The following is a 10,055-nucleotide window of genomic DNA, read 5'->3' as shown; positions in this document are numbered from 1 at the left end:
CTTGTGGCAGATCAGTAGCGCCAGGCCAGGCTGAAGCCGAATGTGGTGTAGTCGGTGGGGAAATGGGCGGGTTTGCGCAGCGCCGAACCCACGAAGCCATCCCAGGAAAGCTGCTGCCAGCCGCCGCGCAGGCCCAGTGCCATGCCGGCCAGGTCATGGCCGGACTGCCACTGCGCGGATGGGCCGCCGATGCGGCCGTAGTCGGCAGCCACGTAGAACTCCTGGCCGCCACCGATACCGAGCGAAAGATCGTTGCGCAGCGACCAGCCACGCTCGCCGCTGAGCGAGCTTTCACCGTCGAAACCGCGCACGGTATAGCGGCCACCGATGGCGAAGCGATCCTGCGGCGAGAGTGGCGTGCGGTTCCACTGCGCCCGCCATGCGGCGGTGTAGCGCAGGCGCTGCCTGCCCAGCTGGAACGGCACGCTGAACTGCGCGTCGGCAGTGATCAGCTTCATCCGCGAGGTGCCTTCCAGCGGCAACGTCGGGTTCCACAACTGCGCCATCTCTTCCGGCGAACGCAGTGCGTGGAAGGCGCCCGTGCCACGCCGGTAGGCCACGCTGGCATCGAGCGTGGCAGTGCCGATGAACTGCTTGTGGGTCAGGCCCAGTTCCCAGCCAGCGGTGCGGCGGCGCTGCACTTCGATCTCGGTATCGTCGATGTAGTTCTTCGACTCGCGCTGCCAGCCGCGTGCGTAGGCACTGAACTTGATCTTGGCATTGCGCAGCAGCAGCCGGTCCACCCGCGCTTCGGCGTTTTGGCTGCGGCCGCTGTAGTCATAGCTTTCAAAGGCACCAACCACGTTCTGGCTGTAGTCGTAAGCGCTGGCGGTCGCACCGAACAGCCAATAGCCGTAGGGCACGTCGTAGTGCGCGGTCCAGCTGTCGGTGTCCTTGCCGCGGCCGTTGAACACGCCACGGCCGGCGCTGATGTAGAACAGCTCGTTCAGGCCCAGCGGATTGTCCAATGACAGCGTGGCATTGGCCTGCAGCTTGCCGGTGCCGCGGCTGCCGGCATCGTCCAGGGTGACGCTGGCGCGCACCGGTGAGCGCTGCGTCCAGTCGATCTGCAGGTCGCTCTGGCCTGGCGCCGCGCCCTCGCCGTCGGCCGGCGCGATCTTGATGTCGGCGCTGACGGTGGGCACGCGCTGCAGGTTCTCCAGCCCCTGCTCGATGTCACGCAGGTTGAGCAGGCCGCCGCTGCGGATCGGCAGTGCATTGGCGAGGACCGGATGCCGTCCCTGCGCGTCGGAGAACACGGCCTCGCGGAACCGGCCCGGCACCACCGACAACGCCAGCGTGCCCTGGTTGAGGTCCTGCGGTGCGGACAGCACGCGCGTGGTGACATAGCCACGGGCGATGATCGCGTTCTGCACACGCTTCATCACCACGTTGATGCCTTCGGTTCCCAGGCAACGGCCAGTGGCCGGATCGTCCGTCGGGTCGGCCGCCGCCAGTGCCCAACCGAAGCGCTGGCTGTCTTCGCCTTCCAGCACGATGCGATCGATGCGTACGCACGGGTGCTCCTGCGCCGGCAGGCGGTCGCTCTCCTTCTGCGCGTCCCGCTCCAGGCGGACGTCGGGACGTTGTTCCTGCTGCTCGCGCAGCACGCGTTCGCGCTCCTGCTGCCGCAGCAGTTCCTGCGCGGCGGGATCACCGGCCTGCTGGGCGGTCGCCGGCCATGCGGCAACGGCGAGCATCAATGACCAACCACGATGGAGCCTCGGCCCCGGGTGCTTCTTCCCTGTTTCCACGCTACGTTCCATTCGAAATCGTCCTGCCAGCCGCAGTGCTGCAGGAACGTGAACCGAGGCTGCGCCACCATGGACAGCCACGGCATCGCGCGACAGGCGCAATGCCGCAGTACAGATCGGCCGGCGCGGGAGTTTCTGAAGGATGAATTTCCGCAGGGCGCGCGTCAGCCCGGTGCAAGGGCTCGCGGCAAAGCGTTGGCAGGTTGCGGAACGAGCGTTCGCCTCGTACCTGCAAAGCGGCACATGCGGCTGCACGACAGCCGTGCAGCGAAGTGCAGCCGCCAAGTATGCGGTGCACGGCCCACGCCCGCAAAGCGAATCCGTTCAGCCGCACACACCCTGCGCGCGGGTCACGCTACAGTCGGCGCATGACCATCGTCCTACAGATTGAAGGCGCCGCCATCGATGACATCGCCAGCCTGTACGCGGAGATCAACCGCGTGTTCATGGCTGGCGAGGCGTGGCAGCTCGGGCCAAGCCTTGATGCGCTGGACGACCTGCTGCATGGCAGTTATGGCGCGTTGGCCGGCCAGGCGCAGGCCACGCTGATCTGGCGCGATATTGCCCACAGCCGCAAGGCCCTGGGCATGGAGACCACCCGCCAATGGCTGCAGGCAAAGCTGGACACACCGGGCAGCTTCAACACGCAGGCCATTGCCCACCAGCTGCAGGCCCTGCAACGGGGCGAAGGCCCGACCTACTTCGAGATCGTCATGGAGATTTTCACCAGCCACCGGCAGATCACGCTGGTCCCGGCCTGACTCCTTTACGTGCCGTACCGGCCTGCCACCGGTGGCGGCAGCCCTGCGCCCCAGCAGTTACCATGGACGGCCCTGTACCCGCTCCGCTGCGGCCGCCCTCCGGCGTGGCCGGATGCCCAGATCCACGAGTCCCATGTCCAAAGACAAGTCCGCCGAACACACCCCGCTGATGAAGCAATTCTTCGCAGCCAAGTCCGAGTACCCGGACCTGCTGCTGTTCTTCCGCATGGGCGACTTCTACGAGCTGTTCTACGACGATGCGCGCAAGGCCGCGCGCCTGCTCGACATCACCCTGACCCAGCGTGGCAGCTCCGGCGGCGCACCGATTCCGATGGCCGGCGTGCCGGTGCATGCCTACGAGGGCTACCTGGCACGGCTGGTGGCGCTGGGCGAGTCAGTGGCGATCTGCGAGCAGATCGGTGACCCGGCGCTGGCCAAGGGCCTGGTCGAACGCAAGGTGGTGCGCATCGTCACCCCCGGAACCGTCACCGACGAAGCGCTGCTGGACGAGCGCCGTGACACCCTGCTGATGGCGCTGTCGCGCACGAAGCAGGGCTACGGCCTGGCCTGGGCCGACCTGGCCGGTGGCCGCTTCCTGGTCAACGAAGTGGAAACCGACGACGCCCTGGAAGCGGAACTGGCCCGACTGGAGCCGGCCGAGCTGCTGGTGCCCGACGAAGAGAACTGGCCGGAATTCCTGCGCCAGCGCACCGGCGTGCGCCGTCGCGCCCCCTGGTTGTTCGACGCCGACAGCGGCCGCCGCCAGCTGCTAAACTTCTTCAAGCTGCATGACCTGAGCGGCTTCGGCATCGATGACAAGCCGCGCGCGACCGCTGCCGCAGGTGCCCTGCTCGGCTATGTCGAGGAAACCCAGAAGCAGCGCCTGCCGCACCTGACTTCGATCGCGATGGAAACCGCTGGCGAGGCGATCGCGATGAATGCCGCCACCCGTCGCCACCTGGAACTGGATACGCGCGTCGACGGCGATACCCGCAATACCCTGCTGGGCGTGCTCGACAGCACGGTGACGCCGATGGGCGGCCGCCTGCTGCGGCGCTGGCTGCACCGCCCGCTGCGCCTGCGCGAGGTGCTGGTGCAGCGCCACCATGCGGTGGAAACCCTGATCGATCGCGGCAGCGACGCCGACATCCGCGAACAGTTCCGCCGCCTGGGCGACCTGGAACGCATCCTCACCCGCGTCGCGCTGCGATCGGCGCGCCCGCGCGATTTTTCCACCCTGCGTGATGGCCTGGGGCTGCTGCCCGCCGTGCGCGAGGTGCTGGCGCCACTGGACTCGCCGCGCCTGCAGGCCCTGCACGCCGCGCTGGGCGAGCATGACGCGTGCGCGCAGCTGCTGGCCAGCGCCATTGCCGAAATGCCGCCACTGAAGCTGAGCGACGGCGGCGTGCTGGCCGACGGCTTCGATGAAGAGCTGGACGAGCTGCGCCGCCTGTCCACCCATGCTGACCAGTTCCTGGTCGATCTGGAACAGCGCGAACGCGAAAGCAGCGGCATTCCCACCCTGAAGGTGGGCTACAACCGCGTGCACGGCTACTACATCGAGATCAGCAAGGGCCAGTCCGACCGTGCGCCGGTGCACTACACCCGCCGCCAGACGCTGACCAATGCCGAGCGCTACATCACCGAAGAACTGAAGGCGTTCGAAGACAAGGTGCTGTCCGCGCGCGACCGTTCGTTGTCGCGCGAGAAATACCTGTACGAGCAGCTGCTGGACACCCTCGGCGAACAGCTGGAACCGTTGAAGCAGTGCGCCGCTGCGCTGAGCGAACTGGACGTGCTGGCCGCCTTCGCCGAGCGCGCGCAGGCGCTGGACTGGTCGCGGCCGGAACTGGAAACGGCACCGTGCCTGAAGATCGAGCGTGGCCGCCATCCGGTGGTCGAAGCGGTGCGTGAGCAGCCGTTCGAACCGAACGACCTGGACCTGCATCCCGACCGTCGCATGCTGGTCATCACCGGCCCGAACATGGGCGGTAAATCGACCTACATGCGGCAGAACGCGCTGATCGTGCTGCTGGCCCACATCGGCAGCTTCGTGCCGGCCAGCCGTGCGGTTATCGGTCCGATCGACCGCATCCTGACCCGCATCGGCGCCGGTGACGACCTCGCCCGCGGGCAGTCGACCTTCATGGTCGAGATGGCCGAGACCAGCTACATCCTGCATCACGCCACCGCCCATTCGCTGGTGCTGATGGACGAGATCGGCCGCGGCACCTCCACCTACGACGGCCTGGCGCTGGCCGATGCGGTCGCACGTCACCTGGCCTACCAGAACCGCTGCTATACGCTGTTCGCGACCCACTACTTCGAGCTGACCGCGCTGGCCGACGAACAACACGAGGGCGGCCGCAGCGGCATTGCCAACGTGCACCTGGATGCCGTCGAGCACGGTGAAGCGCTGGTGTTCATGCACGCGGTGAAGGACGGTCCGGCCAACCGCAGCTTCGGCCTGCAGGTGGCCGCACTGGCCGGCCTGCCGCGCACTACCGTGGCGCAGGCACGGCGGCGCCTGGCCGAGCTGGAGCAGCGCGGCGGTGAAAGCCATGCCGCCGAGCTGGCGCCGCAGGCATTGGATGCGCCGCAGCAGTTCGGCCTGTTCAGCGCCCCGGCCAGCAAGGCGCAGGAAGCGCTGGCGGCGATCGACCCGGACGAACTGACGCCCAAGCAGGCGCTGGAAGCCCTGTACCGGTTGAAAGCGCTGCTGTGACTGCAACGCATAGAGACGGCCTCCGGCTGCCATGCAGGAGGCCTCTTGAAAGTCTCTGCAAATCCGATTTTGCGTTTCAATTGACAGAATCTATCAATCTGAACGGATCATTCGATTATTCATTTCATCTGGCCCTAGCTAAAGTCGAGTGAAGATGTTCCACCCCGTCTTCACCCGCAGGAGCCAGCCATGAGCCAGTCCGATAACAACAGTCCCAAGTGCCCGTATCACACCGCTCCGTCGCCGGCAGAAGGCGCCCAGCAGCAGCGTGAGCTGAGCACGACGCCGAAGCAGAAGCACGGCGACGATCCGGTCACGCCGATGACCACGGCCTTCGGCGCACCGGTGGTGGACAACCAGAACAGCAAGACCGCTGGCCCGCGCGGCCCGCTGCTGATGGAAGACGTGTGGCTGCTGGAAAAGCTGGCCAACCTCAACCGCGAGATCATTCCCGAGCGCCGCATGCATGCCAAGGGATCGGGTGCGTTCGGTACCTTCACCGTCACCCACGACATCAGCAAGTACACCCGCGCCAAACTGTTCGAGAAGGTGGGCAAGCAGACCGAGATGTTCGCACGCTTCACCACGGTGGCCGGCGAGCGTGGTGCCGCCGACGCCGAGCGTGACATCCGCGGCTTCGCACTGAAGTTCTACACCGAAGAAGGCAACTGGGACCTGGTCGGCAACAACACGCCGGTGTTCTTCCTGCGCGACCCGCGCAAGTTCGCCGACCTCAACAAAGCGGTCAAGCGCGACCCGCACACCAACCTGCGAAGCGCGCGCAACAACTGGGACTTCTGGACGCTGCTGCCCGAAGCCCTGCTGCAAGTGACCGTGGTGATGAGCGACCGCGGCATTCCGCGCAGCTTCCGCCACATGCATGGTTTCGGCTCGCACACCTACAGCTTCACCAACGCCGACAGCGAGCGCTTCTGGGTCAAGTTCCACTTTGTCAGCCAGCAGGGCATCGAATCGCTGACCGACGCGCAGGCGCAGATCCTGGTCGGCCATGACCGCGAAAGCCACGGCCGCGACCTGTTCGACGCGATCGAGAAGGGCGACTTCCCGAAGTGGAAGCTGTTCATCCAGGTCATGCCGGAGCTGGAGGCGGAAACCTACCGCATCCATCCGTTCGACCTGACCAAGGTATGGCCGAAGAGCGACTACCCGCTGATCGAAGTGGGCCAGTTCGAACTGAACCGCAACCCGGTCAACTGGTACCAGGACGTGGAGCAGTCGGCGTTCGCACCGAGCAACCTGGTGCCGGGCATCGGCCCGTCGCCGGACAAGATGCTGCAGGCACGCCTGTTCGCCTATTCCGATGCGCAGCGCTACCGGCTGGGCGTGAACCACCACCAGATTCCGGTGAACGCCGCACGCTGCCCGGTGCACAGCAATCACCGCGATGGTGCGATGCGCGTGGATGGCAACTACGGCGGCCTGCCGCATTACGAACCGAACAGCTACGGCCAGTGGCAGGAACAGCCGCAGTACCGCGAACCGCCGATGAAGATCCGCGGCGACGCCGACTTCTGGAACTTCCGTGAGGACGACGCCGACTACTTCAGCCAGCCCGGTGCGCTGTTCCGCAGCTACAACCAGGCACAGAAGGACCGCCTGTTCGCCAACACCGCCCGCGCCCTGGGCGATGCACCGGACTTCATCAAGCAGCGCCACATCGACAACTGCAGCAAGGCCGACCCGGCCTACGGTGCCGGCGTCGCCGCAGCCCTCAAGGCGCTGGCCAGCCAGCCATCGGATCCGTTCAAGCCGGCGCAACCGGAAGCGGACTTCCCTACTGCGACCCCGGGCGCGGAAGACATCGAGCTCTGATCGCCCTCCCCGTGTAAGGCACGCCGCCCCCCTGTGAGGCGGCGTCGCCGTTTTAACGGTCCGCGTCGTACCTTCTGCACGCCCCACCCCAATCAAGGAATCCGCAGATGAGCCTGACCGATGAACTTCTCGCCAAACTGCAGGGCGCGCCGCTGCAGCAGGTCTCCCAGCAGCTCGGTATCAGCGATACCCAGGCTTCCGGTGCGATCAGCGCCGCACTGCCGGTGCTGATGGGCGCGCTGGGCAACAACGCCTCGCAGCCACAGGGCGCACAGGCGCTGCTCGGCGCACTGCAGAACAACCACAGCGGCCTGGACCTGGGCAGCGTGCTCGGCTCGGTACTGGGTGGCGGTGGCGGTGGTGCCGCCAGCGATGGCGCCGGCATCCTCGGCCACATCTTCGGCGGCAGCCAGCAGAAGGTCGAAAGCGGGCTGGCGCAGGCTACCCAGCTGGACAGCGGCCGCACCAGCCAGTTGCTGCAGATCCTCGCACCGATCGTGATGGCCTTCCTCGCCCAGCGTCTCGGTGGCGGCCAGGCCGATGCCGGCTCGCTCAGCCAGGCGCTTGGCCAGGAAAAGCAGCACGTGCAGCAACAGGGTGGTCTTGCCGGTGGCCTGCTCGGCAGCCTGCTGGACCAGGACGGTGACGGCCAGCTCGGCGTGGGCGATCTGCTGAAGATCGGCGGCAGCCTGCTCGGCGGCAAGCGCTGACGCCTGCGGGCGCCCGACCCGGTCCGGCGCCGCATCATTTACAGCGCGTCAATATCGCCCAGCGCGCGGATCAACCGGCGCGCGCGCTTGTCCGGCTTGTGCTCCGGCGGCTGGAACCCGTCACGCGCGGCGATGCGCAGCGCACGCTGTTCGGCACGACGCGCCTTGGAGGCCTCGCTCTCGGCATACAGCTGCTGCGCCGTCGCTGCGGGCCCGCGCTGATCGCTCAGGCCGAGCACCTGGACCTCGAAATGCTCTTCACCACGGTCGACCTGAAGCTGTTCGCCCACGCGCACCGCGCGTGAGGATTTCGGACGCTGCCCGGCAACGCTGACCTTGCCGGTCTCGATCGCCTGCTTGGCCAGGCTGCGGGTCTTGAAGAAACGGGCCGCCCACAACCAGATGTCCAGGCGGACACTGGGTGACAGCGGGGAAAGCTCGGGCATGGGGGCAGGCTACTCCAGTGGCTTGTTGAGGGGACGCGGGTTGTCCGGGTCGGCCCGGCAGCCGGTGCCGCCGATCAATGGCCGCACCCCGGAGGCCAGGTCCTGGCGCTGGCTGCCGACCAGACACTCGGGACGGTCGGTTGGCCGGATCTGGGTATCACCCAGCCGGTCGTCCATCGAACATGCGGCCAATACGACGCTGATCAAGGCCAGCGCCAGCCTCCGCTCCACCTGCAGTCGTTGATGCATTGCCACATCCCGCAAACCGGCGTGGTGCTAGTGTGCGCCTCCCGGGATTCGATCACCACTCCATGGCCAAGGCACCGCTTGACCTGACCTCCGGCCCGATCGGGCGCAATCTCCTGTTGTTCTCCCTGCCGATCCTGGCGGGCAACATCGCGCAGTCGCTGAACGGCTCGGTAAACGCGGTCTGGGTCGGGCGCTTCCTCGGCGAGGCGGCACTGACCGCCACCGCGAACGCCAACAACATCATGTTCTTCCTGATCGGCTCGGTGTTCGGTTTCGGCATGGCCTCCACCATCCTGATCGGCCAGGCGATCGGCGCGCGCGACATCGTGCAGGCGCGGCGCGTGGTCGGCACCAGCGCCACCTTTTTCATCGGCCTGTCGGTGATCATCGCCCTCGCCGGCTGGTTCATGGCCCATCCGCTGCTGGCGGCGATGGGCACGCCGGCCGCTTCGCTGCCATTGGCCGAGGCCTACCTGCAGATCATCTTCCTGGCGATGCCGACGCTGTACGCGTTCGCCTTCCTCACCGCCGCGCTGCGCGGTGCCGGTGATTCACGCACGCCGTTCCGCTTCCTGATGGTGTCGGTGGCGCTGGACATCGTGCTGAACCCGGTACTGATCTTCGGCATGGGGCCGTTTCCCGCGCTGGGTATCGCCGGCTCGGCGTGGGCCACACTGGTCGCGCAGACGCTGTCGCTGGCCGGCCTGCTGCTGTACATGCGGCACAAGCGCCACACCCTGTGGCTGGGCCGCGCCGACATGCGCCTGTTCAAGCTCGACATGACCATCCTCAAGGCGCTGGTGGTCAAGGGCGTGCCGATGGGCCTGCAGATGGTGCTGATCTCGCTGTCGGTGATCCTGCTGATGACCATGGTCAACCAGTACGGGACCGACACCGGCGCGGGCTACGGCGCTGCCCTGCAACTGTGGAACTACCTGCAGATGCCAGCGATGGCGATCGGTGCAGCGTGCTCTTCGATGGCCGCACAGAACGTGGGGGCGCAGCGCTGGGATCGCGTGCGCGGCACCGCGCGCCAGGGCGTGCTGTTCAACTTCCTGCTGACCGGCGCGTTGATCCTGCCGCTGGTGCTGTTCGATCGCCAGCTGCTGGCGCTGTTCCTGCCACCGGCCAGCCAAGCGCTGGAGGTCGCGCGCCACCTCAACCACGTAGTGATCGGCTCGTTCCTGTTCTTCGGCGTCAGCTTCGTGATCTCCGGCGTAGTGCGCTCCACCGGCGCGGTGATTCCGCCGCTGCTGATCCTGGCTGGCTCGCTGTGGGGCGTGCGCGTGCCGTTCGCCGAACTGCTGCAGCCGTACTGGGGCGCCGATGCGATCTGGTTGAGCTTCCCGGTCAGCTCGCTGGTGTCGATGCTGCTGTCGCTGGCGTATTACCGCTGGGGTGGCTGGCGCAAGGCGAAGATGATGGGCAAGCCCTCGCATGCCGAAGAACTGGCCACGCCCTCTGAGATTCCCGCCTGCCCACCCTCGCCGGTGGCCGACCCGGATGCCGCACCGCTGCGGTAGTGCCGGCCGCTGGCCGGCAACTTCAAACCCCTCCGCAAGCATCGCAGAACAGCC

Annotated in this window: 8 protein-coding genes; 5 read left to right on the top strand and 3 right to left on the bottom strand. The window is 66.9% G+C overall.

All coding sequences use genetic code 11. The features are described 5' to 3' along the window. Positions 1-11 precede the first annotated feature (11 nt). The gene (locus N5E02_RS04295; RefSeq protein ID WP_065196533.1) at positions 12-1,766 is read right to left on the bottom strand and encodes a ShlB/FhaC/HecB family hemolysin secretion/activation protein; all 1,755 of its coding nucleotides are present in this window, start codon (positions 1,764-1,766) and stop codon (positions 12-14) included. A 356-nt stretch (positions 1,767-2,122) separates the two neighbouring features. Here N5E02_RS04295 and N5E02_RS04290 point away from each other — a divergent pair, with 356 nt between their 5' ends. The 4 genes from N5E02_RS04290 (at position 2,123) to N5E02_RS04275 (ending at position 7,783) form a co-directional block, all read left to right on the top strand. Further along, complete coding sequence (locus N5E02_RS04290; RefSeq protein WP_005415746.1) at positions 2,123-2,515, top strand: barstar family protein; 393 nt, start codon at positions 2,123-2,125, stop codon at positions 2,513-2,515. A 133-nt stretch (positions 2,516-2,648) separates the two neighbouring features. Beyond that, entirely contained in the window at positions 2,649-5,240 is a 2,592-nt protein-coding gene (gene mutS, locus N5E02_RS04285; RefSeq protein ID WP_005415745.1) for a DNA mismatch repair protein MutS, read from the top strand. 321 nt (positions 5,241-5,561) lie between these two features. Further along, complete coding sequence (locus N5E02_RS04280; protein ID WP_188248333.1) at positions 5,562-7,073, top strand: catalase; 1,512 nt, start codon at positions 5,562-5,564, stop codon at positions 7,071-7,073. A 107-nt stretch (positions 7,074-7,180) separates the two neighbouring features. Next, positions 7,181-7,783 carry a DUF937 domain-containing protein gene (locus N5E02_RS04275; protein ID WP_065178082.1) on the top strand — a complete coding sequence of 201 codons (603 nt, stop codon included), beginning with the start codon at positions 7,181-7,183 and terminating at the stop codon, positions 7,781-7,783. 38 nt (positions 7,784-7,821) lie between these two features. On the opposite strand, the gene N5E02_RS04270 is transcribed toward N5E02_RS04275, so the two are convergent. Both N5E02_RS04270 and N5E02_RS04265 read right to left on the bottom strand, forming a co-directional pair. Continuing rightward, positions 7,822-8,229, bottom strand: coding sequence for an RNA-binding S4 domain-containing protein (locus tag N5E02_RS04270; RefSeq protein WP_005415742.1), 408 nt, complete (start codon positions 8,227-8,229; stop codon positions 7,822-7,824). 9 nt (positions 8,230-8,238) lie between these two features. Further along, the gene (locus N5E02_RS04265; RefSeq protein ID WP_053498135.1) at positions 8,239-8,478 is read right to left on the bottom strand and encodes a hypothetical protein; all 240 of its coding nucleotides are present in this window, start codon (positions 8,476-8,478) and stop codon (positions 8,239-8,241) included. Positions 8,479-8,540: 62 nt separating this feature from the next. Between N5E02_RS04265 and N5E02_RS04260 the strand changes: the two genes are divergently transcribed. Next, a complete protein-coding gene (locus N5E02_RS04260; protein ID WP_279945892.1) occupies positions 8,541-10,001 on the top strand; it encodes an MATE family efflux transporter in 1,461 nt (486 codons plus the stop codon). Positions 10,002-10,055: the final 54 nt, after the last annotated feature.

The organism is Stenotrophomonas sp. GD03777 (assembly GCF_029842485.1).
In the GTDB taxonomy this organism is placed as follows: domain Bacteria; phylum Pseudomonadota; class Gammaproteobacteria; order Xanthomonadales; family Xanthomonadaceae; genus Stenotrophomonas; species Stenotrophomonas sepilia.
This window is presented reverse-complemented; position numbering and strand designations above follow the sequence as displayed.